Source organism: Pseudoduganella sp. GW821-FHT05F09 (genome assembly GCF_059419605.1).
Genome location: NZ_JBWKSD010000007.1, coordinates 319,636 through 343,209, shown reverse-complemented (window position 1 = coordinate 343,209; position 23,574 = coordinate 319,636). Strand labels below are relative to the sequence as shown.

The 23,574-nt window shown below is 63.1% G+C and carries 23 protein-coding genes and 2 tRNA genes; 12 read left to right on the top strand and 13 right to left on the bottom strand.

Features of this window, described 5'->3' with window-relative positions; translation table 11 throughout:
- Positions 1–9: 9 nt before the first annotated feature.
- From AC07S4_RS23255 to dkgB, 6 genes are read right to left on the bottom strand one after another with little or no spacing between them, the layout of a single operon-like run.
- On the bottom strand, positions 10–2,274 hold the full coding sequence (locus AC07S4_RS23255) for a xanthine dehydrogenase family protein molybdopterin-binding subunit (protein ID WP_494988880.1): 2,265 nt from the start codon (positions 2,272–2,274) through the stop codon (positions 10–12).
- A 10-nt stretch (positions 2,275–2,284) separates the two neighbouring features.
- Positions 2,285–2,743, bottom strand: a complete 459-nt coding sequence (locus AC07S4_RS23250; protein ID WP_161074127.1) for a (2Fe-2S)-binding protein — start codon at positions 2,741–2,743, stop codon at positions 2,285–2,287.
- 10 nt (positions 2,744–2,753) lie between these two features.
- Positions 2,754–3,479 (bottom strand): DsbC family protein, encoded by a 726-nt coding sequence (locus AC07S4_RS23245; protein WP_161074128.1) that lies wholly within the window; start codon positions 3,477–3,479, stop codon positions 2,754–2,756.
- 31 nt (positions 3,480–3,510) lie between these two features.
- Positions 3,511–4,737 carry an FAD-dependent monooxygenase gene (locus AC07S4_RS23240; protein ID WP_494988879.1) on the bottom strand — a complete coding sequence of 409 codons (1,227 nt, stop codon included), beginning with the start codon at positions 4,735–4,737 and terminating at the stop codon, positions 3,511–3,513.
- Between the two features lie 44 nt (positions 4,738–4,781).
- Positions 4,782–5,732, bottom strand: a complete 951-nt coding sequence (locus AC07S4_RS23235; protein WP_494988878.1) for a TIGR03571 family LLM class oxidoreductase — start codon at positions 5,730–5,732, stop codon at positions 4,782–4,784.
- A gap of 2 nt (positions 5,733–5,734) precedes the next feature.
- Complete coding sequence (dkgB, locus tag AC07S4_RS23230; RefSeq protein ID WP_494988877.1) at positions 5,735–6,547, bottom strand: 2,5-didehydrogluconate reductase DkgB; 813 nt, start codon at positions 6,545–6,547, stop codon at positions 5,735–5,737.
- Between the two features lie 162 nt (positions 6,548–6,709).
- Here dkgB and AC07S4_RS23225 point away from each other — a divergent pair.
- Both AC07S4_RS23225 and AC07S4_RS23220 read left to right on the top strand, forming a co-directional pair.
- Positions 6,710–6,785: transfer RNA gene (locus tag AC07S4_RS23225), tRNA-Phe, on the top strand.
- A 378-nt stretch (positions 6,786–7,163) separates the two neighbouring features.
- Positions 7,164–7,907 carry a hypothetical protein gene (locus AC07S4_RS23220; protein WP_494988876.1) on the top strand — a complete coding sequence of 248 codons (744 nt, stop codon included), beginning with the start codon at positions 7,164–7,166 and terminating at the stop codon, positions 7,905–7,907.
- 262 nt (positions 7,908–8,169) lie between these two features.
- Here AC07S4_RS23220 and AC07S4_RS23215 read toward each other — a convergent pair whose 3' ends face one another.
- A complete protein-coding gene (locus AC07S4_RS23215) occupies positions 8,170–8,565 on the bottom strand; it encodes a type II toxin-antitoxin system VapC family toxin (RefSeq protein ID WP_494988875.1) in 396 nt (131 codons plus the stop codon).
- Entirely contained in the window at positions 8,562–8,813 is a 252-nt protein-coding gene (locus AC07S4_RS23210; protein WP_494988874.1) for an AbrB/MazE/SpoVT family DNA-binding domain-containing protein, read from the bottom strand. Before AC07S4_RS23210 ends, AC07S4_RS23215 begins: the two co-directional genes overlap by 4 nt.
- 143 nt (positions 8,814–8,956) lie before the next feature.
- On the opposite strand from AC07S4_RS23210, the gene AC07S4_RS23205 reads away from it, so the two are divergent.
- Both AC07S4_RS23205 and AC07S4_RS23200 read left to right on the top strand, forming a co-directional pair.
- Entirely contained in the window at positions 8,957–9,427 is a 471-nt protein-coding gene (locus tag AC07S4_RS23205) for a MarR family winged helix-turn-helix transcriptional regulator (RefSeq protein WP_494988873.1), read from the top strand.
- A 33-nt stretch (positions 9,428–9,460) separates the two neighbouring features.
- Positions 9,461–9,856, top strand: coding sequence for a DUF1398 domain-containing protein (locus AC07S4_RS23200; RefSeq protein ID WP_494988872.1), 396 nt, complete (start codon positions 9,461–9,463; stop codon positions 9,854–9,856).
- Between the two features lie 59 nt (positions 9,857–9,915).
- Here the strand turns inward: AC07S4_RS23200 and AC07S4_RS23195 are convergent, their stop codons facing one another.
- Positions 9,916–10,563: a PEP-CTERM sorting domain-containing protein gene (locus AC07S4_RS23195; protein WP_494988871.1), complete on the bottom strand. Its 648-nt coding sequence runs from the start codon at positions 10,561–10,563 to the stop codon at positions 9,916–9,918.
- Positions 10,564–10,753: 190 nt separating this feature from the next.
- The gene (locus tag AC07S4_RS23190; RefSeq protein ID WP_494988870.1) at positions 10,754–11,755 is read right to left on the bottom strand and encodes an MYG1 family protein; all 1,002 of its coding nucleotides are present in this window, start codon (positions 11,753–11,755) and stop codon (positions 10,754–10,756) included.
- Positions 11,756–11,871: 116 nt separating this feature from the next.
- On the opposite strand from AC07S4_RS23190, the gene AC07S4_RS23185 reads away from it, so the two are divergent.
- A tRNA-Phe gene (locus AC07S4_RS23185) sits at positions 11,872–11,947 on the top strand.
- A gap of 102 nt (positions 11,948–12,049) precedes the next feature.
- Here AC07S4_RS23185 and AC07S4_RS23180 read toward each other — a convergent pair.
- Complete coding sequence (locus AC07S4_RS23180) at positions 12,050–12,760, bottom strand: glutathione S-transferase family protein (protein ID WP_494988869.1); 711 nt, start codon at positions 12,758–12,760, stop codon at positions 12,050–12,052.
- A gap of 163 nt (positions 12,761–12,923) precedes the next feature.
- Between AC07S4_RS23180 and AC07S4_RS23175 the strand changes: the two genes are divergently transcribed.
- The 6 genes from AC07S4_RS23175 to AC07S4_RS23150 all read left to right on the top strand — a co-directional run bounded on the left by AC07S4_RS23175 (position 12,924) and on the right by AC07S4_RS23150 (position 19,142).
- The gene (locus AC07S4_RS23175) at positions 12,924–13,847 is read left to right on the top strand and encodes a LysR family transcriptional regulator (protein WP_494988868.1); all 924 of its coding nucleotides are present in this window, start codon (positions 12,924–12,926) and stop codon (positions 13,845–13,847) included.
- A gap of 120 nt (positions 13,848–13,967) precedes the next feature.
- A complete protein-coding gene (locus AC07S4_RS23170; protein WP_494988867.1) occupies positions 13,968–14,222 on the top strand; it encodes a FitA-like ribbon-helix-helix domain-containing protein in 255 nt (84 codons plus the stop codon).
- Positions 14,219–14,632 carry a type II toxin-antitoxin system VapC family toxin gene (locus AC07S4_RS23165; RefSeq protein ID WP_494988866.1) on the top strand — a complete coding sequence of 138 codons (414 nt, stop codon included), beginning with the start codon at positions 14,219–14,221 and terminating at the stop codon, positions 14,630–14,632. The genes AC07S4_RS23170 and AC07S4_RS23165 overlap by 4 nt, the downstream gene beginning before the upstream one ends.
- 102 nt (positions 14,633–14,734) lie before the next feature.
- The gene (locus AC07S4_RS23160; RefSeq protein WP_494988865.1) at positions 14,735–17,677 is read left to right on the top strand and encodes a sensor histidine kinase; all 2,943 of its coding nucleotides are present in this window, start codon (positions 14,735–14,737) and stop codon (positions 17,675–17,677) included.
- A gap of 139 nt (positions 17,678–17,816) precedes the next feature.
- A complete protein-coding gene (locus tag AC07S4_RS23155) occupies positions 17,817–18,650 on the top strand; it encodes a type 1 glutamine amidotransferase domain-containing protein (protein ID WP_494988864.1) in 834 nt (277 codons plus the stop codon).
- Positions 18,651–18,800: 150 nt separating this feature from the next.
- Positions 18,801–19,142 carry a DUF1840 domain-containing protein gene (locus AC07S4_RS23150; RefSeq protein WP_494988863.1) on the top strand — a complete coding sequence of 114 codons (342 nt, stop codon included), beginning with the start codon at positions 18,801–18,803 and terminating at the stop codon, positions 19,140–19,142.
- On the opposite strand, the gene AC07S4_RS23145 is transcribed toward AC07S4_RS23150, so the two are convergent.
- Positions 19,126–20,589: a serine hydrolase gene (locus AC07S4_RS23145; protein ID WP_494988862.1), complete on the bottom strand. Its 1,464-nt coding sequence runs from the start codon at positions 20,587–20,589 to the stop codon at positions 19,126–19,128. The two genes, AC07S4_RS23150 and AC07S4_RS23145, sit on opposite strands and share 17 nt — an antisense overlap.
- A gap of 193 nt (positions 20,590–20,782) precedes the next feature.
- On the opposite strand from AC07S4_RS23145, the gene AC07S4_RS23140 reads away from it, so the two are divergent.
- On the top strand, positions 20,783–22,639 hold the full coding sequence (locus tag AC07S4_RS23140) for a PAS domain-containing hybrid sensor histidine kinase/response regulator (RefSeq protein WP_494988861.1): 1,857 nt from the start codon (positions 20,783–20,785) through the stop codon (positions 22,637–22,639).
- On the opposite strand, the gene AC07S4_RS23135 is transcribed toward AC07S4_RS23140, so the two are convergent.
- On the bottom strand, positions 22,622–23,545 hold the full coding sequence (locus tag AC07S4_RS23135; protein ID WP_494988860.1) for an AraC family transcriptional regulator: 924 nt from the start codon (positions 23,543–23,545) through the stop codon (positions 22,622–22,624). The genes AC07S4_RS23140 and AC07S4_RS23135 overlap by 18 nt on opposite strands.
- Positions 23,546–23,574 lie beyond the last annotated feature (29 nt).

Below are 23,574 nucleotides of genomic sequence, written 5' to 3'. Positions count from 1 at the left end.
CCAGCCAGCTCAGGCCTTGGCCGTCTTGGCCAGGTCGAACGGCAGCTTGCGCAGACGCTTGCCGGTGAGCTTGAAGATGGCGTTGGCGTAGGCCGGCGCCAGCGGCGGGAAACCTGGCTCGCCCATGCCGGTCGGCGGCTCCGTCGATGGAACGATATGCACGTCCACCAGCGGCATGTCCGGCATGCGCGCGACCACGTAGTCGCCGAAGTTCTGCTGCTCCACCACGCCGTCCTTGAGCGTAATGGCGGCGCCCGGCAGGGTGGTGCCGACCGCCATCAGCACCGCGCCTTGCACCTGCGCCTCGATGGTCATGGGATTGACGGCCGTGTTGCAGTGCACGCCGGCGGTGACCGTGTGCAGATGCGGCACGCCGCCCTTCACCGACGCCGTCACCACGTAGGCGACCACGGTGCCGAACGACTCGTGCACCGCCACACCCCAGGCCTGGCCCTTGGGCAGCGCCTTCTTGCCGTAGCCGGACTTGGCCACCGCCAGGTCCAGCGCGGCGTGATGGCGCGCGTGCTTGGCGTCGATCACCTGCTTGCGGTAGGCCACCGGGTCCATTTTCGCGGCGTGCGCGGCTTCGTCGATCAGCGTTTCCATCACGAAGGCGGTGTGGGTCGAGCCCACCGAACGCCACCACAGCACCGGCACGTTGGCCTTGGCGTTGTGCACGGACAGGTTCATCGGCAGGTCATACGGCTCGCCCATGCCTTCGATCATGGTGGCGTCCACGCCGTCCTTCACCATCATCGGCTCGAACGGCGAACCGGTGATGATGGACTGGCCCACGATGCTGTGGTTCCAGGCCAGCAGCTTGCCCTTGGCGTCGAAGCCCAGCTCTGCGCGGTGCACATGCGACGGACGGTAGTAGCCGCCGCGGATGTCGTCCTCGCGGCTCCAGATGATTTTCAAGGGACCGGACTTGCCGGCCGCCTTGTAGGCCAGCGCCACATTGGCAGCTTCCACCAGGTAGTCCGACGTTGGCACCGCGCGGCGGCCGAAACCGCCGCCGGCCATCATGGTGTGCAGCTTGACCTGCTCAGGCTTCAGGCCCGCCGTGCGGGCAATGGCCATCTGGTCCAGGGTCTGGAATTGCGAACCGGCCCAGACTTCGCAGCCGTCCGCCTTCAGGTCGATCACGCAGTTCAGCGGCTCCATGGGCGCATGCGCCAGGTAAGGGAACTCGTAGACGGCGGTGATCTTCTTGGCGGCCTTGGCCAGCGGGGCCATGTCCGCCTTCTTCACCGGCAGGCCGGGCTTCTGCGCCAGCGCCTTGAACTCGGCCATCTGTTTCGCGGTGCTGACTTTTTCAACCGCGCTGGTATCCCATTCCAGCACCAGCGCCTCGCGGCCCTGCTTGGCCGGCCAGTAGCCGGTGGCGATCACGGCCACGCCGCGTCCGCCACGGTCGGTTGCCACTTCCAGCACGTCGATCACGCCGGGGATGGCCTTGGCTTTGCTGGCGTCCAGCTTGGCCACCTTGGCGCCGAACACCGGCGGGCGGGCCACCACGGCAACCTTGGTGCCTTCAGGCTTGAAGTCCATGCCGAACTGCTGCTTGCCGGTGGATTTGGCTTGCGCGTCCAGGCGCTTCACCGGCTGGCCGATGATGACGAAGTCTTTCGGGTCCTTCAGCTTGACGGTGGCGGGCATGGGCTGCTTCATGGCCGCGTCGGCGAAGGCGCCGTACTTGGCCTGCTGGCCATTGGGGCCGATCAGCATGCCTTTCGCCGTGCGCACCTGGTCCGGGCTCACCTTCCACTCGGCCGCCGCAGCGGCCACCAGCATGGCGCGCGCCTTGGCGCCGATTTCGCGGTACTGAGTGAAGGAGTGGGCGATGGTGCCGGAGCCGCCGGTCATCTGAATGCCGAACGCCGGGTCCTTGTACTGTTCGCCCGCGTCGGCCAGTTCGCCGCGCATCTGCGTCCAGTCCACGTCCAGCTCCTCGGCGATCAGCATGGGCAGCGACGTCTGCACGCCCTGGCCGAACTCCAGGCGGTTCACCTGCACCGTGACGGTGTTGTCCGGCGCAATGCGCAGGAAGGCGTTCGGCTCATACACCTTGGCCGGCGCCGCCGCTTCCGCCGCGCGCGCCATCTTGTTGCCGCCGCTGACGAAGAAGCCCAGCACCAGGCCGCTGCCCGCCACTGCGCTTGCCTTCATGAAGGAGCGGCGCGATACGCCGCCCTGGCCGCCGGCTGCCGGGCCGGCCACCGCCGCGCCCACGTCACCCAATGCGGTACCTTGATTCAACCATTCTTTGCGCATGGTGTTCTCCTCAGGCGATGGTTTTAGCTGCGTCTTTGATGGCGGCGCGAATGCGCTGATAGGTGCCGCAGCGGCAGATGTTGCCCGCCATGGCGCTATCAATGTCCGCATCGCTCGGCGCCTTGTTGGTGCGCAGCAGCGCCGTGGCGCTCATCACCTGGCCGCTTTGACAGTAGCCGCATTGCGGCACGTCGTGCTTGACCCATGCGTCCTGCACCGCCTTGCCGACCTTGTCGCCCTCCATCGCCTCGATGGTGGTGATCTTCTGCCCGGCCACCGCCGAAATCGGCGTGATGCAGGCGCGGGTCGGATTGCCGTCGATATGGATGGTGCAGGCGCCGCACAGCGCCATGCCGCAGCCGAATTTGGTGCCGGTCATATTCAGGTTGTCGCGCAGGGCCCACAGCACCGGGGTGGAGGGATCCGCATCGACCTGCACGTCCTTGCCATTCACATTCAATGTAATCATCTGCGGCTCCTTACTGTTTAATAGAGGACAACTTGGATTCCAGGGTCTTGATGTCGATGGCGCCCGGTACGCGGCTGCCGTCGGCAAAGAAGATGTTGGGGGTGCCGTTGATGCGCAGCTTCTGGCCCAGCGCCAGCACCTGCTCGTTCGGCGTAGTGCAGCCGGCCGGCGCGGCCGGCGCGGCCTTGCCGGAAACCATCCAGTCGTCCCAGGCCTTGTTGCGGTCGGCCGAGCACCAGATGTTCTTGGACTTGACGAAGGAATCCTCCGCCAGGATGTTGTACATGAAGGTGTAGATGGTGACGTTGTCCACGTCCTTCAGCGCCTGCTGGCGGAAGCGCTTGCAGTAGCCGCAGTTCGGGTCTTCAAACACGGCCATCACGCGCTTGCCGTTGCCCTTCACGGTTTTCAGCGCCATTTCCAGCGGCAGGTCGGAGAACTTGATCTTGTTGATGTCGTCGATGCGGGCCTGGGTCAGGTCCTCGGAGGTCTTCAGGTTGAAGACGTGGCCAACGATCAGATAGCTGCCGGTTTTGTCGGTGTAGCGGATTTCATCGCCGATGCGCACTTCGTACAGGCCTGCATACGGCGTCTCTTTGACGGAATCCACTTTGACGTTGGCGCCGAGGCGCGGCTCGATGGCTTTCTTGATGGTCGCTTCGGTGGAAGTCTCTGCGCCGACACAGGACGCCATCATGGCGGATGCGAACAATACTGCGGTCTTGCTGAATTTCATAGGGGCTCCGGAAGGTACTGCAACTACTCAATCACTGCTTGCCAAGCGCATGGGAAATCAGCCGGCGCTTCAAGCCCGGCAATTTGTCCAGCAAGTTTAATCCCAAATTGCGCACAACGCGCAAAGGCTCCAGATCGGCGCCGAACAAACGGTCCAGGCCATCGGTGGCCAGCTGCATCAGCATCACCTCCTCCTTGCGTGCGCGGGCATAGCGCGCCAGCACGCGCTCGTCGCCCATGCCGCGCTGCGGCTCGCGCGCATTCACCGCGCGCACCAGCTGCTCCACGTCCGCAAAGCCCAGGTTCATGCCGTGGCCGGCCAGCGGATGTACCACGTGCGCCGCGTCGCCCACCAGCGCCACGCGCTGCGCCACCATGGCGTGCGGGCGCATCAGCCGCAGCGGGAAGCCGCGCACCACTTCCGGCTGCACCGGGGTGAGCTTGCCCAGCTTCTCCTGCGCGTACACCGCTAGCCGGTCCGCCAACTGCTGCGCCGACTCCTCGCGCAGGCGGTCGGCCAGCGCCTCCGGCGCGGACCACACCAGCGACACCAGATTGCCCGGCAGCGGCAGCAGCGCCACGATACCGTCCGCGCCGGTGAACCACTGCTGCGCCGCGCCGTGGTGCGGCCGCTCGCAATGGAAGTTGGCCACGATGGCGCGCTGGCCGTAAGAACGGTAATCCATGCCGATGTCGCACTGGCCGCGCACCCAGGACTCGGCGCCGTCCGCGCCCACCACCAGCTCGGCACGGATGGCCGAGCCGTCCTCCAGCCGCACGCTGATGTCGTCCTCGCCGCGCAGCAGGCCGATGGCCCGGCCGTTGACGGTGGTGACGTTGCTGGCGAAGCGCAGCGCCGCGTCCAGCGCCTGGTTCAGGTTGCGGTCCTCGACGATCCAGGCCAGCGTGCCGGTGTGGGCGCCGTAGGAGTCGAACGCCAGGCCGCCGGGCTGGCCGCCGTCGCCGTTGACCAGCATGGCGTCCACCGGCGCTACGCGGTCCGCGTCCAGCGCGCCCCATACCTTCAGCGACGACAGCAGATTGTTCGCGGTATGGTTCAGCGCATAAACGCGCACGTCCCAGCTGGCCTGCACGACCGGCTGGGACGGGGATGGGGACAATGGAGGGCAAAGCAAGGTGACGCTCTGCCCGGCCTGGGCGAATCCGAGCGCCGCCGTCTTGGCGATGGCGCCGTTGCCAACGATGCAAATATCGCTTTCAACAACGCGCTGCAAGGAGGGGGAAGTTGGGCTATTCATCCGGCCATTATAGCGGCGGCGGCCTTCGCGCGGGCGCCGCCGCCCTACGCCGCCAGCGGCTGGGCGGGGCCGTGGAAGCGCGGCAGCACAAACTCGGCGATTTCCTGCATCGCCTCGGCCACGGGACGCTGGTTCTGGCGCAAATGCAGGCCGATATGCTGCACCCCGGCCGCCTGCAGCGCCTCCAGTTCCAGTAGCAGCCCCTTGCGGCCCACGCGGCCGCCGAAGCGGTGGTAGCGCATCGGCGCGTCCGGGTCCTCCGCCAGGTCCAGGTGGAAGAAGCTGATGTAAGGCTTGTCCGGCCCCGCCACCGCGCGCCAGGCTGCGGCGCGGCGCTGGTGGTCGTGCGGCATGCCGGGGTAAGCCAGGCAGCCGTCCATGTGCGCGCCCACCCACTCCGGCGTCTGCTGCGCCAGCCCGGCCACCAGCAGCGGCAGCTGCGCCTGCGCGGGACGCGGCAGCAGCGCCACGCCGGGCGGCAGCGCCGCAGCGCCCCAGTCGCGCACCATCGCCACCTGCTCGCGGAAGGCCGCGCCGCGCGTATCGAAATCGCGGCCGAAGACCGGATACTCCACCGGCCGGTCGCCGCTGGCCACGCCCAGCAGCAAACGTCCGCCGCTCAGCTGGTCCACGCTGGCGGCAGACTTCAGCGTCAGCACCGGCTCGCGCAGCGGCAGCACCACGGCCGCCGTGCCCAGCAGAATATGCTGCGTCACGCCGGCCAGGTAGCCGAGGTAGCTAAACGCCTCGAACACCTGCGCCGCGTCGCCAAACGACGGATCGTACAGCGGCACGTCGCGCACCCACAGGGCGCGGTAGCCCAGGCGGTCGGCCAGCCTGGCCAGTTCCGCGTGGCGCCGCATGTCCGGCTCGCCCGGCACGCGGGACGAAGCGCGGTTCGCCGCCTGCCCGGCCATGGTCCAGTCGTTATCCAGCGGCAGCTCCAGGCCCACGCTGAAACCGCCCTGCTTCAGCTTATCCAGTGCGGAGTCCATGATCAGTCCCACTGCGGCGCAATGCCGTCCGGGTTGGCGATGCGCTCGTTGCGGTCCAGCGAGGCGATGGCCGCCATATCCTCGGCGCTCAGCACCAGTCCGCGCGCGGCCAGGTTGCTCTTCAAGTTGGCGGGGCTGGTGGACGACGGGATCACCGCAAAGCCCTGCTGCAGCGACCAGGCCAGCGCCACCTGCGCCGGCGTGGCGTTGTGGCGGCGCGCAATGTCCGCGATGACCGGCTCCTGCATCACTTTGCCGTAGGCCAGCGGCATGTAGGCGGTCAGGTGGATGCCCTGGCTGCGCGCGTACTCCACCACCTTGCGGTTCTGCAGGAAGGGATGGATTTCAATCTGCTGCGTGGCGATCTGCGCCGCGCCGACCGCATCCACAGCCTGGCGCAAATGCGCGACGGTAAAGTTGGACACGCCAATCTGCCGGGCCAGGCCCTGCTCCTTGGCTTCGGCCAGCGCCGCCATGTATTCCGCCACAGGTACAGCACCGCCCGGGGACGGCCAGTGGATCAGCGCCAGGTCCAGCTGCTGCAGGCGCAGCTTGCGCAGGCTTTCCTTCAGGCTAGGGATGAGCTTGCCAGCCTCCAGGCTGTCGATCCAGACCTTGGTGGTGACGAAAATCTCGCCGCGCGGCACGCCGCTCTCGGCCATGGCCTGGCCCACTTCCGCCTCGTTGCCGTAGATTTGCGCCGTGTCGATATGGCGGTAGCCCGCCGCCAGGCCGTTGCGCACCGAGTCGATAACGATCTGGCCTTGCAGGCGGAAGGTGCCGAGGCCGATGGCGGGGATGGTGGTGTGAGACATGAGGGGTTTTCCTTTCAGGTTGATGGCTCACACTATGCCCTCGTCCTTTGTTGAGAAAAACCCCGCAAACCTCAAAAAATATTTGCCCTGGAGTCAAAGAACGCCATGCCGCTCAAAAAGCCTCTTGCATGTGGAAAATGATCTGCTATAGTTCTGCACCTTGGCCTGGTAGCTCAGTTGGTAGAGCAGAGGATTGAAAATCCTTGTGTCGGTGGTTCGATTCCGCCCCGGGCCACCAAGAACATCTTCACGCAGCGCCCACTCATCGAAGTGGGCGTTGTCGTTTCTGAGACCCACAGTCCTCGTGTCCGGCCCATTTCCGGTTCATAAACGGAGGAAGACCTGGTAACGAAGTGTCGTCCGAATCGTCCATGCTCAACTGGTCTTCAGCTATGTAGGGCGCTGGGTCAAAAAGTCTAACTAATGAATAAAGACGCCTCCGTCTCATATTCGCTATGGCTGTTGTGAGTCTAGAAGCGGTGCGCATACGTCATAAACGAGCTCGTGGCATTTTGTGAGCCCACTTAGCTTTCTTCTGGACATTGCGCGGATCGCTACGTACACTGGCAAAGTAACTTTTTAACAATGGACCAAGATGTCCTAGCGGAAGCGCCAGATGGAAATTCAAGTCGCGACAATTATTGGCGGAACCGAGACGCCTGCTGGTGACGGAGTGACTGGGGCATTGCGCTGTGTGATTACACTACCCGATGGCACCAAGCGCTCGGCAATTGTTAAGAGAGGTCCCCCGGGTCAAATTATGGCCGAGGCGTTCTCAGCAGTCTTGTTGAGCAAATGGGGACTTCCAGTCCCTTTGCCATTTCTAATCGATGAAGGAGCAACGCCTGCTTTCGCCAGCGCAGACGTCGGGTATCCCAATCTTAAACAGTCGCTCGCCCTAGATAGCCTTCCTGCTGGCGCTGCACGCGAAGCCGCCGTGCGGATCGCGGCGGCGCTCGCATGTGCGCTTCCATCCACGCCCCTCGCCGCCGCATGTGATGAAGCAATCGATAACCGGGATAGGAATTTAGGAAACATCCTCTGGGATGGAAGCGACGAGGCTTGGATAGATCACGCACTGGCGCTTGGACAAGGGCTGCACATGCAAGACGCAAATAAACTCTGCGATATGGCAGTCCTTATCGGAGACGAGGACCGAGTGCAACGCGGCGCAATAGCGCAAGGACTTCTCCTCGACAGGACCGCACCCAGTTCGACAGAAATTGTGCTCGCCTCGACCACGATATCTGCGACTAATATTGCCGCGACAATAAGTGCAAGACTCAATTCGCTCGGGAACCGTTTGGTTGCCCGATTCCCCCGCCCTGTCGATCTTTTAACCGGCCATGACTCAGCATAGCTCCCCGTCCGCTACTCAGATACAAATCTGGCCATGGCGCGCGCTTTATTGGGAGCCGGTCGCCGGTACAGGCGAAGGAATAACCTTACAAGACGCCAACCTTTCCGGGTTGGCGTTTTTGTTTGTCCAACAAAAAGTCATTTTGGCTGGTTCATTTCCGGTGTCTATCTAAACCGCCACAATCATTGTAGACACGCCAGAGCTATAATTTAGGAAGTTCAATTCCATCCCGGGCCTCACGCAATCCGGCTCTGCTGCACGATTACAACAGGCGTGCCGCTTGGCCTTGCGCCGCCAGAAGGGCGACCGCCTTTTTGTCGAAAGAAACAAAAGTCTCCCCACCCAACCAGTTTCCCTCATACGCGATCACGCCGTCAGCGAAATCACCGCCGGCTTCCAGCACCTTCAGCCCAGCCGCCACTGCGGGCCGATTCACTTCCACATTTGCAGTGGCAACCAGTGCTTGAATCGCCTGCGCTACATCCACAATCGGGAAGCCATAGACCTTCCGCAATACCCAAACCAACTCGCACAACGTGGGCAGCGTCACTGCAATCAACGCCGCATCCAGCAACACCGTGGCCGCCTGCTGCGCCTGCACCGGGTCGTCCTGGACTACGGCGCGAACCAGTACGTTCGTATCGACCGTTACCTTCATGTACCACCCGACCAGCCCTGTGCTGATGCCTCGTTCATTTCCTCCAAGGTCGCCACTTTCTTTGTCCGCCCAGCGAGCAAACCGACAAAGCCACCTATACTTGCTGCGGGCTGGGCAGCTCTCACCAGACCTTGGGCATTCGGCAACAAGTCGAATTCGATCTTGTCGCCAGGCTTGATGCCCAAATGCTTGAGCACCTCTTTCCTCAAGGTGACTTGCCCCCGTGCGGTTACTGTCAATATCGCCATGGTGTTCTCCTCGTGGTCTTGCACGGCAAATTGTAATGTAGTTCCACCTTACACCCGAACGCGCCGCCTTGAGGATAACCCACCTACGCATTGACAATGGTTTCCACGGAAACTAAACTACCGTTAGTTTCCGGAGAAACCTAATGAGCAAGCCTGAAAAACAAACCACGCCGTCGCCGCTTGAAGCCCACCTGGGCTTCTGGCTGCGCTTTGTCTCCAACCACGTGTCCAGCCGCTTCCAGCAGCTTCTGGAAGCGGAAGGCGTCACCGTCACAGAATGGGTGGCCCTGCGCACACTGTGGTCGCAAGAGGAAACCACTCACGCCGAGCTGATCGAGGCCTTGGGCATGACCAAGGGAGCTGCGTCCAAGGTCGTATCGCGGCTGGAAGAAAAAGGGCTGGCCGGACGGCAGTTGGCCGATGGCCGAGCCCGCGAGCAAACCCTTGGCCTCACGAACAGAGGCAAGGCCCTGGTGCCGCAACTGGCCGCGCTGGCCGATGCCAACGATGCCCACTTCTTTGGCCACCTGCCGCCAGCCGCACGCCTGGAGATGATGCAGGCCATGCAGGCCCTCGTGCAACATCACCAGCTCAAAGACATCCCCACTGCCTGATCCAGCATCCATCGCCCAAGCAGAAAGCAAACCATGAACCAAATCACCCGCGCCACCATCGAGTCCACCTTTGCAGCGTCCAACCTGGGCAGTATCCACTTTGGCCAAGTGATTGGCCAACTGGCGGGCGTCGGGGTAGAGTCCTACCACGTGGACTATCGTACCGGCCGCACCACCTATTACCTGCCCGACGGCAGCACTGCGGACTTCAGTTTCGAGCGTCCACAACAAGGTATTGCCGATGCCTTTGACGGCGACGCCGTGCGCGCCGCCATCTTGGATGCGCAGCAGGGCCGCGTGATGTACCCAGAGTTCAAGAAGCTATCTCAACGCGCAGGCTGCGTGGCCTACACAGTCTGGATTGCCGGCCGCCATGTGACTTACCTAGGCCGCCGGGGTGAATCCCTCGTCGAGCGATTTCCCGACTGAACATTGCCATTCCATGGCAAGCCAAAACGGGAACCCGCCATGAATGCCATGAGTCGGTTTCAGCCGCCGCTTTTGCTGCGCTTGCGGCGGACGGCGGCGAGTGCCGTCAGGGCGATGCCGAACAGTGCAATCGAACCCGGTTCAGGGACTGCTGCGCTGCGGACCAGGAAACTTCCCACACTAGTGCTAGCGGAACTCGTGGAATAGATGCCGCGGCTGAAATCATGCCCCATGTCGTTGGCGGAGCCATTGCAATTGCCATCGCTGCAAACGCCACCGACCACCATGACTTCGGCATTCAGAATTAAGCCATCGGTATAGGGGTTGCTAGTGCCATTGGTGCTTGGACGGGTATTGCCGAGCATATTGATAAAGTTATAGGCTGGGATGCCATTTCCGACGACTGCAGTGCTGCTGTTAAGCAGGGTAAAACCAAAATCGGTCTCGAGCTTGTTCAACTCGGCCAGGCTGGCATACCGGAAGCCCTCATACGCGCCGCCTGCTCCAAACTGGGACGATACATAGGCATAGGACTTGTTGGTGGTAATAGTCAGGTCCAGCCACTGAAGCTTGGTGGCGCTGTCATAGGTCAGGGCGCCCGCCCCGAACTTGGCATCTGCCTGCGATACGATGGTGGCGCCGGCTTCGGTAACGCAGCATGCCAACGCAATTGCAGGTACCAGTTTCAAGATTTTCAGGAGATGCATGTTTTCAGTTTTCGTTGTAATTAATCGGAGCAATAGTGCAACTAGATTAAAAAAAAGCAATTATCATGCCATTGGGAAATTTCACTTTCTTTTCAGCATCTTACAAGTTCTCGAGGCCCGCTGAACTTCACAACTGTAAATATTTCCGACAGTTAAAAAATAAGCCGCACCAGTCTTAGGCCCTGCTTGGCTAAGCATCGCAACCCGCGCCTCCGGCATCGACGCCCCGCTTAACGGGACGCGAGCTCCCATCCTCCACCGCCTTTAGCGCCAGCAAGGCCATGGCGCGCGCGCCCTCGTAGGACTTGACCGCAGCAATGAATCTGCCGTTGTGGCAGAACGTCGCGTCCGGCACGCCCGTCACCGCCGCCAGGTCCGCGCCGCGCAGGCCCGCCCAGGACTCCGGCAAGTCGGCCCGCGCGTCGAAACTGCCGGCGCTGACCGGGACGGTGTGCAGCACATGGCGCTGCTCGGCAATGCTGTGGCTGATGACGAACAGCACCTTGGGCATTTCCTTGCGCACCACCTGGCTCCACGGCAGCGCGCTGTTTTTCAGGAACAGCACTTTGCCGTCCTCCAGCACTTCTGCATCCCGCACCTGTTCCAGCGCGAGCAAGGCCGCAACCCGGTATTTCACCGCATTGATCATCACGTCGGTCAGCAGCGCCATCGCGCACTTGAACTGGCTGAGCCGGTACACGTCCGCCTCGCCGCCGTAGCCCAGCCGCTGCTCGTCGAGCCAGTTGGGATTGAAGCCCGAGATCACCGCCGACAGGCCGTAGCTTCCCGGCGCGCTTTTCGCGGCGCCCACGTCCGACAGATCCAGGTACTGCACGATATCTGCGTCGATGGCATAGGCGATTTCGCGCGCCTTGTCCTCCGGCAGCGCGTGCCCGGCATGTTCGGCGGCCAGCGCCATGACGCAGCGCGCGCCGTACTCGCGCCAGACCAGGCCGGCGCTGGCGTAAGGCACGCCGCTCTGCCTGGCCGCGCTAAAACCTTTCTGGTGGTGGTCGAAGCGGCCGGAGGCCGGGTCCCAGACGTCGCCGACGTCAATCGCGAAGTCAGCCGTGCTGATGATGGCCGGATCGCGCGTGCGGATAATTTCACTGTTCGGGAACAAAACATTCAGGACGGCGACCGCCCAGGCGTCGTCCGCGTGGAACTTGCCGCTGTGTGTGACTATGACCATGGGAATTCCAATCCAAGAATATCAACGACGAATCTTACCCCCTGGCGGCCATTTCGCCGCCCGCCACAATCTTGCCTTGGCAAACCCGGATTGCGCTGCTATAATTGCGCGCTCTTGGCCTGGTAGCTCAGTTGGTAGAGCAGAGGATTGAAAATCCTTGTGTCGGTGGTTCGATTCCGCCCCGGGCCACCAAGAATTTCCCAAGCAAAACGCCGATCCATGCAGATCGGCGTTTTTGTTTCCGGCACGAGAAGTCCTCGTGCCCAGCTATTCCCTACCCAACGCTCTCCCCAGTCAGGCCTTCGTCTTGGCCAAAGCATCCAGTTCCGGTATGCCGCTGTTTCCGTCAGCGTAGGCGGCCTGGAAGCTCGGACGCAGCTGCCAGCGGCGCCAGAACGCATCCAAATGCTCGAAACGTTCGTCCAGCGGCGTGGCATTGATCGGGAATTTGGAGAAAGCGATCGCGGTTGCCAGTGTGATGTCCGAGAAGGTCGGCTCGTCCCCGCCGAGGAGCCAGTCGCGGCCATCCGACAGGTGCTGGTTGACCAGTGCCGCATGTGCCAGTGCCTCCTTGCGGCTATGCTCTCCCCAGGCGGGATTGCTCGTCAGCTCCAGTTTCGGTCCCAGCCCCTGGTGCAGGACGTGGAACGCAGTGACGATGCGATAGAGAATATGCACCCAGACGCGGTTATCCCACATATTGTCCAGCCCCTGCTGCAACGGGTCCTCGCCCATGATGCGCCGACCCGGATAAGCCTGGTCGAGATAGCGGACGATGGCGGCGGTTTCAGAGATAAAACTTCCATCGGCCAGCTGCAGAGTAGGCGTTTCACCCCACGGATTCATTTTCAAATGCGGCCATTGGCGCTGTTCGCCGCCCGGGCTCATGTCGTAGATTTGCTCCTCGAACTGATCGGCAATGCCTTTCTCGTGCATGAACAGGCGCAGGCGCTGCGGGTTGGGGAAAGCTGAAGGCGAGGTAAAGAGGCGGAGTTTGGTGTTCATGGTCATTTCCTTTTAGTAAGAGCGGACGATGTGGCGAGCCTTGTGTACTCGCCGGCTTACTTGCAACTAGTCGCTACGCAAGCAATGACTGAAGTGTATTGATTTGTTCACTGCGGATAAATGGGGCTAGAATCACTTCATTTATTACATTTTGGAATAAACCATGGCCAGCGTGGATACCATGCAGCTCGGCAGCATCGAGCAATTTTGCAAAGCGGCGGAGTTGGGCAGTTTCACTGCGACGGCGGAGTTCTTCGGCCTTACCCCTGCTGCCGTCAGCAGATCGATCAGCAGGCTGGAGCGGCGTCTGGGTGTACGGCTGTTTGCCCGCACAACGCGAAGTATCAAGGTCACCAACGAAGGCCAGCTCTTTTGGAAGGAATGCCAGGTGGCGCTGGAGCAGATCGCTGAAGCTGAGCGTGCTATTACCGGCGCACAAACTGTGCCGAGCGGGCTGCTGCGCATCAGCGTCAGTGCTGCTTATGGGACGCATCGCTTGCTGCCTCTGATGCCACAATTTACTGAAGCTTTCCCTCAAATCGAGATTGAGCTCAGTATCTCGGACAAGATCATCGATTTTGTGGAAGAGGGCTTCGATGTGGCGATACGGCTCGGCATCCAGCGCGATTCACGGTTGGTGGCATACAAACTGGAAGACGCGTCTTTAGGTGTCTTCGCGACGCCGGAATATTTGAAGAAAAAGGGGACGCCTCATGCTATTGCCGATCTGGAGTCGCACGATTGTATTCAATACGTGTCCCCCAATACAGGCCGGCCGCTGATTTGGCTGTTCAAGGGTGCGAATGGGGAAGAAATAGACTATCCGGTACGGAGCCGCATGCGCATACTCAATGATGCACTTGGCTGTGTTGCGTGGGTTAATGCAGGCGGTGGTCTGTACCAGACCTACCGTTTCGCAGCCGCAGGCGCCGTGAAGCGCGGAGACCTTGTGGAAGTGCTTCAAGAACATGGCGGCCGTTCGCGGCCATTTTCCATTCTGTATCCTCAGAACCGCCATCTATCGGCCAAGGTACGCGCATTTGTAGATTTTTTGCGCTCAACCCTCGATTCAACGCCGGTTCAATAACGGTATTCCGCCGTAGCTCAATTTGCCTGGCGATCTTCGCTTCTCGAGACGACAGCTCCTTGCGGTCCCGCATGCAATTTCCTACCATGAATGCATTGAAGGCAGTTCAAAGGAAATGCTATGGCTATGCTTACAATACGCAACCTGCCAGATGATGTGCACCGGGCATTGCGGGTGAGGGCCGCACTGCACGGGCGCAGCACCGAAGCGGAGGTTCGTGACATATTGGCCAGCGCGGTTAAGCCCGAAGCCCGCGTCCGAATGGGAGACGCACTTGCCACGCTGGGACGGGAGATAGGCCTCACGGATGACGACCTTGAGACCATGATCCAAACCAGGAACAAAACACCGGCCGAGCCGCCGAGGTTTGAATGATCGTTCTCGACACGAACGTCATTTCGGAGGCGATGAAGGCAGCGCCCCACCCTGCGGTCCAGACCTGGCTGAACAATCAGGCCGCCGAGACGCTGTATCTGTCCAGCGTTACCCTTGCCGAGCTACTGTTCGGCATCCACTCACTGCCAGCCGGAAAGCGCCGTGCCTTGCTGACGCGAGCGCTTGACGCTCTTCTGGAACTATTCAAGGGCCGCATACTTCCTTTTGATACTGACGCGGCCCGGCATTACGCCGAACTGGCCGTTGCAGCCAAAACCGCAGGACACGGGTTTCCCGTGCCAGACAGCTACATCGCCGCCATTGCAGACTCTCGGAAATTCATCGTTGCATCGTGCGACACGGCTCCCTATGCGGCGGCGGGACTGACTGTTATTAATCCTTGGGCCTAGCTGCAGGCGGCGATCGTCAAAGCGGTAACGCACGCGCCTGCCCCCGACGCCCTATCCTGCTTCCGGGTAATATTGATGCTTTGCAGCATGCAAGGCAATCACATGTTTAACCATCGCTGGGCGGCGCTCATGCTTTACTGGCTGCTCGCGCTGGCCGCCCACGCTGCCGACCTGCAGCCGGATGGGCAGTCTTACCAGCGGCGCCGCTGGACCCAGGCGGACGGCGCCCCCCAGCAGGCCCTGACCGCAACCCAGACCGACGACGGCATGCTGTGGTTCGCGTCCGCAGTGGGACTCTACAACTTTGATGGCATGCGCTTCCGCAAAGTGAGCAAGGTGTACGGCCACGACCTGCGGTCGACCAACGTCATGGCCGCGCACAAGGTGGCGGGCGCATTGGCCGTCGGCTACTACTTCGGCGGCCTGAGCCTGTTCACGCCGGAGCGCGCCACGCACTACGCCGCCGGCCAGGGCTTTCCGCGCGGCTCGGTGATGGACATCACCACCGACAAGAACCATGTCATGTACGTCGCCACCAGCAGCGGCGTGGTCACGCTGCGGGACGGAAAATGGCTGCCGGTGGGACAGGACTCCCTGCCCAAAGGCTCGGTGCGCTGGGTCAAGCACGATCAGGCCGGGCGGCTTTGGGTGAATGTCGCATCCGAACATTTTGTGCGTCCACTTGGCAGCGAGCGCTTTGTCCATGCGCAGGTTCCGCCGAAGTCCCGGGTCACCTGGCGCACGGATGGCATGTACTTCAAGCCGCCCGGCCAGCAGTACCAGGTGCTGGACATACAAGCCGCGCCGCGCCCTGCCCCGCTTGATCAGCCTGCGCTGTACCAAAGCTCGCCGATACCCGGGCCGCACGGCACGCTGTGGGCCACGCGCGAGGACGGGCTGGTGCGGCTGGCGCCCGGCGCCGACGGCGTGCTGCGCGCGGCTGAACTATTCCCCACCGGTACGGAGCGCGATACCATCACCAACCGCACCCTGATAGACCGCGAAAACAACCTGTGGCTACTGACCCCGGGCGGGGTGGAGCGCTTCCGCCGCCATCGCTTCCACCGCATGCCGGCGCCGGCCGACGCCTTTTTCTGGCTGGCGCAGCGCGGCTTTGGCGACGAGCTCTGGCTGGGCGCCGCCAAGGCGCCGCTGGTACGCTTGAAGAGCGACGGCAGCAGGCAAGAGACCACGCTGGATGTCCCTCACACTTTGCTGCGCCTGGCGTCTGACCATGTCTGGGTTGGCACTGCGGATGCGCTGTGGGAATTCCATGGCGGCACGCAGCAGCGCTGGGGTTTGCCGGAAGGCATGGACCGCAGCAAGGAAATCCAGGCACTGGCGGCGGAACCAGGGGGACGCCTGCTGGTGTCCATTACCCGCAGCGGCCTGTGGACCTTCGAGCAAGGCCAGTGGCGCCAAGACCAGCGCCTGCGCGGGCAGGAGGATGCGACGCCGATCAGCATGCTCACCGGCGCCAACGGCAGGACCTGGCTGGGCCTGACCAACAACCGCCTGGCCGAACTCAGCGCAACCGACGCCAGGCTGCTGCCCGCCAGTGCCGGCCTGCAGATCGGCAATGTGCTCAGCCTGCTCGACGTGGACGGCAAACTGCTGGCGGGGGGCGAGCAGGGTGTGGCCTGGATCGACGGCGGCCGGGCGCACGCCATGCAACTGCAGCAGCCGGACCGCCTGCAGCGCGTCACCGGCATGGTGCTGGACCGTCAAGGCAGCCTCTGGCTGCACAGCAATGACGGGCTGCACCGCATCCCTGCGCAGGACCTGGCGCGCTACTGGCATGCGCCGGAGACGGTCTTGCAGGCCGAACTGTTCAACTTTGAGGACGGCGTCACCGGCATGGCGGCGCCGGCGCGGCCGCAGCCCTCGCTGGCACTGGCGCACGACGGCCGCCTGTACTACGCCACGATTACGGATGTGGGCTGGATCGACCCGGCAACCATCCCGCGCAATCCCCGCGCGCCCGCCGTGCTGCTGCAATCGCTGCGCACAGCCGAGCGGGAATATCTGCCGGCCGACAAGCTGGTGCTGCCTCAGCAGACCAGCGCGATCGAACTGGGCTTCACCGCCGCCGCCTTGTCGATACCGGAGCGGGTGCGCCTGAAGTTCCGCCTCGATGGCATCGACAATGACTGGCGCGAAGCCGGGCCGGAGCGCCGCGCGCAATACACCAACCTGCCGCCCGGCCCCTACCGCTTCCGCGTCATCGCCGCCAACGAGGACGGCGTGTGGAACCAGCAAGGCGCCCAGTTCAGCTTCCGGATCGAGCCCGCGTTCTGGCAGACCGCCTGGTTCCGCTGGGCTTGTGCGCTGGTCCTGCTGGCGGCGGCGGTGCTGCTGTACCGCTGGCGGGTAGCGGTGATACGGCGCCGGGCGGAACAATATATCGCGCTGCGGATGGATGCGACGCTGCAAGAGCGCGGCCGGATTGCGCGCTCGCTGCACGACAATCTGCTGCAGGCGGTGCAAGCACTGCTGCTGCGCTTCCACGTGGTCGAGCAAAAGCTGGCGCAGCAGCCGGAATTGCAGCGCCTGGCAGGCCAGGCGCTCGACTTCGCCGAATCGCTGGTGGCCAGCACCCGCGACGAAGTCATGGAGCTGCGCCGCGCGCCGGGCGTGGACGAACTGTTCGCCGCGCTGCGCGACGCGGCCGCCCAAGCGTCGCCCGGCGCGGAACAGCGCCTGAGCTTTACGGTGACCGGACAGCCGCGCCAGCTGCGCGCCGAGGCGGGGCCGGAATTGGCCTGCGTGCTGCGCGAGGCGGTGCTGAACAGCGTGCTGCACGCCCAGGCCCGGCATATCGACGTGCGCCTGGCCTTCCTCGACACCGCCTTGCAGGCCGAAGTCTGCGACGACGGCATAGGCTTCGATCCGGCCGTCGCGCGGCACGGCAAGCGCGGCCACTGGGGCATAACCGGCATGCGCGAGCGCATCGGGCGCCTGGGCGGCGAGGTCGAAATCGGCACGGGCCCGGCGGGCGGCACGGCGGTCCGCCTAGCCCTGCCCATGCTGCAAGCCTACGCCTGATCCGGGCTCTGGCGCCGCGTCGATTATTACGCCATGTAACAAGTGAAGTAAATCCCAGGACATTTACGGTCTGTGATGTTTGCAATACGCTGTGTACATCGGAGGGCAAGCCGCCCTCCTCCACACTCAGGAGTTGCAAATGAAAAAAACCATCATCGCCGGCCTGCTGGCCGCCGCCGCCAATTTCGCCACCGCCGGTACCGTACTGGTCGTGGTATCCGACCAGGACAAGCTCAACCTCCAGGACGGCAAGGTCATGCAGACCGGTTTCTTCCTCAACGAGCTGATGGAGCCGGTACAGACCTTCATCGCCGCCGGCCACACGGTGGTGTTCGCCACGCCGAGCGGCAAAGCGCCGTCGGCCGACCAGAAGTCGGACGATGTGAGCTTCTTCGGCGGCAATGAAAAGGCGCGCCAGGAAAGCAAGGCGCTGCTGGCCACGCTCAAATTGACGGCCAAGACCGGCTCGCCGGCCATCAGCCTGGCGCAAGTGAAAAAAATCGGCTACGACAAGTTCGACGCGGTGTTTGTGCCGGGCGGCCATATCCCGATGCAGGACCTGCTGAAGAACAAGGACCTGGGCGAGCTGCTGACCAACTTCCACAGCAATAGCAAAATCACCGGCCTGACCTGCCACGGCACCATCGCCCTGCTGTCCACCGTTCCGGATGCGCACGGCTACGTGGCCAAACTGGAAGCGGGCCAGCGTCCGCAGCCGTCGCAATGGATTTACAAGGACTACAAGATGACGGCCTTCACCAATGAAGAGGAAGAACAGGCCAAGGGCTTCCTGAACGGCGGCCATATGAAGCTGTTCCCGCAGGATGGCCTGGTTGCCGCCGGCGCCAACTTCGTCGAGGCCAAGGCGTGGAGCGAGAACGTGGTGGAGGACCGCGAACTGATCTCGGGCCAGAACCCGCAATCGGCCAAGGCGGTCGCGCTGGCCATGGTGAAAAAGCTGGCGCGCCCTTAAAAGCCGCTTAAGCGGGCCGAATTCATTTGGGAATTCGGCCAAACGGGGCTAATGTCACCTCAGCAGGCAGCGTACATTGAACCGGCTGCCTGGCTGAACGCAGTGCATTTGCAACGTCATCGTGTATGACCTGACCAGGAAATAGTGCGTATGTTAATTTCATTCAAATCCAAGTCCTCCCCCGAAGTGTTGATGTATCAGGAACATGCCGAGCGCATCCTGCGGCTGCTGCACAAGAGCCCCCAGCGCGGCGTGATCACGGCTGCGGAAGCCACACAGGCGCTGTCGCTGCTGGAGCAGGAAGTAGCGTTCACCAAGGAACACCCGAAGCAGGACGTGGAGCACGACATCCATACGCCCGAACAGGAAGAAGGCGAAAGCACGGAACACGCGGCCTTGCAGCGGGTAAGCTTTTCGGCGCGCGCCTTCCCGCTGCTGGAGATGCTGCGTTCGGCCAGCCAGCAGAACGAATACATCATGTGGGGCGTCTGAGCGCCCGCAGCCGCTCGCTTGCATGGGTGTTGCCGGGATTGAGCGCCAGCGAGCGGGTGTAGTTCTGCACGGCCAAGTCGAGCTCGCCGGCCGCCTCATAGGCCTCGGCCAGGCTGTCGTAGGCATTGAAACTGTCCGGATACAGCCGCGCCGCCAGGCCCAGTACCGCAATCGCTTGCGTTTTCAATCCATTGCCGAGCAAGTGATAGCCCCAAACATTTAAATCGTCTTCCGATGGCTGTGCGATGCCGGACTGCTTCTTGAGCTGGGCCAGTTTTTCGTCCAGCTTCTCGAAGCCGCTGGCCTGCGCTTGTTCGCGCAAACGATAGGCCGCATAGCCGCCGCTGACGCTCCTCAAGCCCGGCAGGAAATACCCCGCCACCACGTCTATCATCTGCTCTGGCGCAGCGCCGGCCAGATTGGTCAGTATCACGATCCCCAGGTCATGCTCCGGATAGATGTAGAACGCGGAGCGCATGCCGCCGATGCCGGCCACCGCGCGGTATTCCTCGTCGCGGACGGCCGGCCAGCCCATGGCCCATGGCGCGGCTTTGCCGTCGTTGAACTGGCCGCGCCGCCACATCTGCGCCACGCCGGCGGGCGAGACCAGGGCGCCTTTCTGCAGCGCGATAATCCACCGCGCCAGATTCTCCGCCGTGGTATTAATCCCCGCGCCGGTTCTCAGGAAGGGCGGAAAATCGTCCAGCACCGGTTTCAGCGTCTTGCCATCCGCGCCGAACCTGTAGGAAGGAGCCTTGTCGGCGATGATGTCATGCACGTCGCCGTATCCGGTTTGCCGCATGCCAACCGCGTCGAATTGCCTGTGCTGTATGAACTGCGTAAAAGGCTGGCCGCTCAGGCTGTCGATGATCTTGCCCAGCAGCAGATAATTGGTCTGGTTGTAGCTGAACCGTTCTCCCGGCGCGAACTGCATCGCCATGGTCTGCACCTGGCGCCATGCCGCGTCCGGGCCGCCGGCCGCCACCAGCCCCGAGGTGCGCTGGTCGACGATGTCGGGTATGCCCGACGTATGGTTCAGCAGCTGGGCAATCGTCACCCCTTGCCACGGCGCCGGCAAGTCGCCGAGGTAGCGCGACACCGGCGCGGCCAGGTCCACCTTCCCCTCCTCCACCAGCTGCATGATGGCCACGCCGGTAAAGGATTTGGTGGCGGAATTAATCGAGAAAACGCTGCGGTTGGTGACTGGCAAGGAATGCGGCAGCTCGGCCAGGCCGAAAGACTTGAGCATGATGATCTTCCCGCCTTTAACCACGGCAAGCTGCAAGCCGGGTATGCGCTGCTCGCGCATCTGGCCTTGCAGGTAGTTGCCGATCTGCGCCTCAATGCCGGGCGCCGCCGCAGCTCGCACCTTGCCGGCGCTGGCGGCGCCGAGCGGTGCGATGCAAAAGGCCAGGACTGCGAGGATGGCTTGTATCGTTCTTTTCATGGGGACCGGACTTTCGCGCAAGGGGTTTTTTGAAGAAGCCGGGGCGAGTGTAGATCAAGTAGAACAAAATATCTACTTAATTTCCCGGCTTGCCTGCGGGGCGAGCGAATAAAGTCGATATCAAAAAGTAAATCCGGCAGTGCGTCCGTATTTGATACACTAAGCTCCGCAAAGCGGCTGAGCGGGGGAGCAGATGGACAAGAACAAGCTGGACGACCACGCCACCGACCTCCGCAAGAGCGAGGAGAGCTTCCGCACGCTGGCCAACAATATCTCGCAGCTGGCCTGGATGGCAGACGCCCAGGGCACCATTTTCTGGTACAACCAGCGCTGGTACGACTACACCGGCACCTCGCTCGACGAAATGTATGGCTGGGGCTGGCAAAAAGTCCATCATCCGGACCACGTGCAGCGCGTGGTGGACAAGATCCGGCTCAGCTTCGACGCGGGCGTTATCTGGGAAGACACTTTTCCGCTGCGGGCCAGGGATGGCACCTACCGCTGGTTCCTCTCGCGTGCGGTGCCGGTGCGCGACGAGCACGGCCAGGTGTTCCGCTGGTGCGGCACCAACACCGACATCACCGAGCGGCTGGACGACCAGGCGCGCATCGAGGCGCTCAACGCCAGCCTGCAGGCGCAGGCAATCAAGCTGGAAGCGGCCAACCAGGCCAAGAGCGCGTTTCTGGCCAATATGAGCCATGAACTGCGCACGCCCCTGAACGCCATCCTGGGTTTTTCCGATCTGCTCAAGCGCGACGCCCACACCTCCCCGGCGCAGAGGGAAACGCTGGGCATCATCAGCAAGAGCGGCGACCATTTGCTCAGCCTGATCAACGACGTGCTCGACATTGCCAAGATCGAAGCGGGCCACCTTACCGTCCACAACGCGCCCTTCGACCTGGGCGCGATGATACTGGACGCCACCGGCATGATGCGGGTGCGCGCCGCCGGCAAGGGCTTGCAGCTTGCGCTGAGCCAGGCCTCCAGCTTCCCGCGCTACATCATGGGCGACGAGGCCAGGCTGCGCCAGGTGCTGATCAACCTGATTGCCAACGCCATCAACGCCACCGAGGAAGGCGGCGTCACGCTGCGCCTGGGCTTGCAGCACAAGGAGACGCAGCACCTGGTGCTGGAAGTGGAGGACACCGGCTGCGGCATTTCAACGGAAGACCAGGCCAAACTCATGCAGCCCTTTGTCCAGGTGGGATCGAGCGACAGGCAGCAGGGCACAGGTCTGGGCCTGACGATCAGCCGGCAACTGGTGGAACTGATGGGAGGCCAACTGACGCACGCCAGCGAGCTTGGCAAAGGCAGCGTGTTCCGGGTGGATTTACCGGTGCAGCTGGTGCAGGCGCAGGATATCAGCGAGGCCGCGCCCAGCCTGGGCGACGTGCTGGCCCTGGCGCCGGGGCAGCCGTCCCGGCGCATCCTGGTGGTGGAGGACCAGCTGGACAACCAGATCCTTCTTACGCGGCTGCTGCAAGGCGTCGGCTTCGATGTCCGGCTGGCGGAAAACGGCGTGCAAGGGGTGGCGGCGTTCCAGGACTGGCAGCCGGATTTCATCTGGATGGACCGCCACATGCCGGTGATGGACGGCGTGCAGGCCACGCAAAAAATCCGAGCGCTGGAAGGCGGCGGCGCGGTGAAAATCGCCGCTGTCACGGCCTCCACTTTCCGCGAGGAGGACGCCGAACTGGCGGCCGCCGGCTTCGACGGCATCGTGCACAAGCCCTACCGCGCCGAGCAGATCTTCAGCTGCATGGAGCGCCTGCTGGGCGTGCAGTTTATCCGGGCTGCGGAGCACGCGGAGCACGCGGGGCACGCGGGGCCGGCGGCCGCCCCGGCGAATGCCGGCCCCCCCAGCCTGTCCGCGCTGCCCGAGGCCTTGCGCGCCAAACTGAAAGAAGCCTTGATCATGATGGAGCCGCAAAGCATCCAGGCCGGCATAGACGCCATCGGCAAGGATTTCCCCGACATTGCGGCAGCCTTACGCGAACAAGCGCAGCGCCACGCCTATATCGCCCTGGTCGCATCACTGGACGGCTTGTAGCCCTGCCTTGCGGAACGCGCCCGGCGTCATGTCGGTTTCGCGGCGGAACACGCGGTTGAAAGCCGCCACCGATTCATAGCCGACCTGGCGCGCCACCTCGGACAGCGCGACATTCCCCTGCTGCAGCAAGCGCGTTGCGCAGTGCATGCGCCATTGCGTCAGATAGTCGAGCGGCGGCTGGCCGACCACCGTTTTGAAGCGGGCCGCAAAGCCGGAGCGCGACATGCCGGCCGTGCGCGCCAGCGATTCCACGGTCCAGTCCTGCGCCGGCGCGCCGTGCATGGCCTCCAGCGCCAGCGCCAGGTGGCGGTCGGCAATGGCGCCCAGCCAGCCGCGCGTGGGGCCGCCCGGCTGCATGGAAAACGCGCGGATCGCATGCACAAACAGCAGCTCGAACAGGCGGCTGACCACCGCTTCCGCCCCCATGCCGGGCGATTCCGTCTCCAGCGCCAGCATCTCCAGCACCGACTGGAAAGCCAGGCTGCGGTGCTGGTCCAGCTTCAGGCACAGCAGCGGCGGCAGCACCCGCATCAACGGCCCCGCCTCCAGCGCATCGAGCGCAAACCAGCCGCTAATGAAGGTGGTCACCGCGCCGCCGCCGCCCACCTGGATGTGGTTGCCCACCCTCAGCTTCTCCACCTCCACGCAGTCGATCAGGGCCGAGTCCTCGCGGTCGTACAGGCGGTAGGGGCTGTCGTCCAGCTTGATGAACACGTCGCCGCTGCGCAGCGCGATCGGCTGCGGGCTGCCGGGCGTGGACAGGATCGCCGAGCCGCGCACCAGCAGCACAAAGTTCACGCCGCCCTCGCCCGGTGAGTTCACGCCCCAGGGCGCGCTGGCGTCCATGCGGGTGAAATTGGCGTGACGGATGCGCAGGCCGGAGAGGATGTCGGTCAATGGGTCCATTTTCTTCACTTTTGGACGAGTGGGCAATA

Bases quoted from the DNA above. Each gene is read 5' to 3' on its own strand.
- AC07S4_RS23255 (WP_494988880.1), bottom strand. From the start codon at position 2,274: ATGCGCAAAGAATGGTTGAATCAAGGTACCGCATTGGGTGACGTGGGC.
- AC07S4_RS23250 (WP_161074127.1), bottom strand. From the start codon at position 2,743: ATGATTACATTGAATGTGAATGGCAAGGACGTGCAGGTCGATGCGGAT.
- AC07S4_RS23245 (WP_161074128.1), bottom strand. From the start codon at position 3,479: ATGAAATTCAGCAAGACCGCAGTATTGTTCGCATCCGCCATGATGGCG.
- AC07S4_RS23240 (WP_494988879.1), bottom strand. From the start codon at position 4,737: ATGAATAGCCCAACTTCCCCCTCCTTGCAGCGCGTTGTTGAAAGCGAT.
- AC07S4_RS23235 (WP_494988878.1), bottom strand. From the start codon at position 5,732: ATGGACTCCGCACTGGATAAGCTGAAGCAGGGCGGTTTCAGCGTGGGC.
- dkgB (WP_494988877.1), bottom strand. From the start codon at position 6,547: ATGTCTCACACCACCATCCCCGCCATCGGCCTCGGCACCTTCCGCCTG.
- AC07S4_RS23220 (WP_494988876.1), top strand. From the start codon at position 7,164: ATGGAAATTCAAGTCGCGACAATTATTGGCGGAACCGAGACGCCTGCT.
- AC07S4_RS23215 (WP_494988875.1), bottom strand. From the start codon at position 8,565: ATGAAGGTAACGGTCGATACGAACGTACTGGTTCGCGCCGTAGTCCAG.
- AC07S4_RS23210 (WP_494988874.1), bottom strand. From the start codon at position 8,813: ATGGCGATATTGACAGTAACCGCACGGGGGCAAGTCACCTTGAGGAAA.
- AC07S4_RS23205 (WP_494988873.1), top strand. From the start codon at position 8,957: ATGAGCAAGCCTGAAAAACAAACCACGCCGTCGCCGCTTGAAGCCCAC.
- AC07S4_RS23200 (WP_494988872.1), top strand. From the start codon at position 9,461: ATGAACCAAATCACCCGCGCCACCATCGAGTCCACCTTTGCAGCGTCC.
- AC07S4_RS23195 (WP_494988871.1), bottom strand. From the start codon at position 10,563: ATGCATCTCCTGAAAATCTTGAAACTGGTACCTGCAATTGCGTTGGCA.
- AC07S4_RS23190 (WP_494988870.1), bottom strand. From the start codon at position 11,755: ATGGTCATAGTCACACACAGCGGCAAGTTCCACGCGGACGACGCCTGG.
- AC07S4_RS23180 (WP_494988869.1), bottom strand. From the start codon at position 12,760: ATGAACACCAAACTCCGCCTCTTTACCTCGCCTTCAGCTTTCCCCAAC.
- AC07S4_RS23175 (WP_494988868.1), top strand. From the start codon at position 12,924: ATGGCCAGCGTGGATACCATGCAGCTCGGCAGCATCGAGCAATTTTGC.
- AC07S4_RS23170 (WP_494988867.1), top strand. From the start codon at position 13,968: ATGGCTATGCTTACAATACGCAACCTGCCAGATGATGTGCACCGGGCA.
- AC07S4_RS23165 (WP_494988866.1), top strand. From the start codon at position 14,219: ATGATCGTTCTCGACACGAACGTCATTTCGGAGGCGATGAAGGCAGCG.
- AC07S4_RS23160 (WP_494988865.1), top strand. From the start codon at position 14,735: ATGTTTAACCATCGCTGGGCGGCGCTCATGCTTTACTGGCTGCTCGCG.
- AC07S4_RS23155 (WP_494988864.1), top strand. From the start codon at position 17,817: ATGAAAAAAACCATCATCGCCGGCCTGCTGGCCGCCGCCGCCAATTTC.
- AC07S4_RS23150 (WP_494988863.1), top strand. From the start codon at position 18,801: ATGTTAATTTCATTCAAATCCAAGTCCTCCCCCGAAGTGTTGATGTAT.
- AC07S4_RS23145 (WP_494988862.1), bottom strand. From the start codon at position 20,589: ATGAAAAGAACGATACAAGCCATCCTCGCAGTCCTGGCCTTTTGCATC.
- AC07S4_RS23140 (WP_494988861.1), top strand. From the start codon at position 20,783: ATGGACAAGAACAAGCTGGACGACCACGCCACCGACCTCCGCAAGAGC.
- AC07S4_RS23135 (WP_494988860.1), bottom strand. From the start codon at position 23,545: ATGGACCCATTGACCGACATCCTCTCCGGCCTGCGCATCCGTCACGCC.